At 56.9% G+C, this 568-nt stretch carries 1 protein-coding gene; it reads left to right on the plus strand.

Translation table 11 applies throughout. From position 1 onward, the window contains the following. Positions 1-131: 131 nt before the first annotated feature. Positions 132-479, plus strand: a complete 348-nt coding sequence (locus ACNPM8_RS16680) for an RNA polymerase-binding protein RbpA (RefSeq protein WP_105657848.1) — start codon at positions 132-134, stop codon at positions 477-479. Positions 480-568 lie beyond the last annotated feature (89 nt).

Consider the following 568-nt stretch of genomic DNA (forward strand, 5'->3'; position numbering starts at 1 on the left):
CCTCCCCGCAGACGCGTATAATGGATGTTTTGGCACCAAGAATTATCTTCACCTCTAGTCGGAGGGAATTATTTCCGAGTGCCAAACGTTGGTACGTGTAGCGAATTCTTCAATCATCGCGGAGGGAAAACATGAGCGATCGCAGCCTACGAGGCATGCGCCTGGGTGCACAGAGCATGGAATCTGAGGCAGGTGTGGAGCCGGCTGCCCGTCAGCGTGTGGAATACCGTACCGAAGAGGGCGAGACCGTCTTCGTCGTCTTTGCTGCCGAAGCTGAAATTCCAGCAACCTGGCACACCAAGACCGGTAAGGAAGCCAAGCTCGTCCACGGCGAAGCCAAGGCCGAAGAACCGGGCAATGAAAAGCCTGTCCGTACCCACTGGGACATGCTTCTTGAGCGCCGTTCCGAAGAAGAACTGGAAAAGACTCTGGCAGACCGCCTCCAGCAGCTGCGCGCTGCTCGCGGGGAAACTGCCTAATCTCCCCCACGCACGGTTCCATGCTGCCTTAGCATGGCCGTAGGGGCTTGGTTGAGGGCTGGGTTTGATGACCAATGGTTATCAAACCC

The sequence above is a fragment of the Glutamicibacter sp. AGC46 genome (assembly GCF_053543715.1).

Coding starts and splice junctions, on each gene's coding strand:
- ACNPM8_RS16680 (WP_105657848.1), top strand. CDS start 132: ATGAGCGATCGCAGCCTACGAGGCATGCGCCTGGGTGCACAGAGCATG.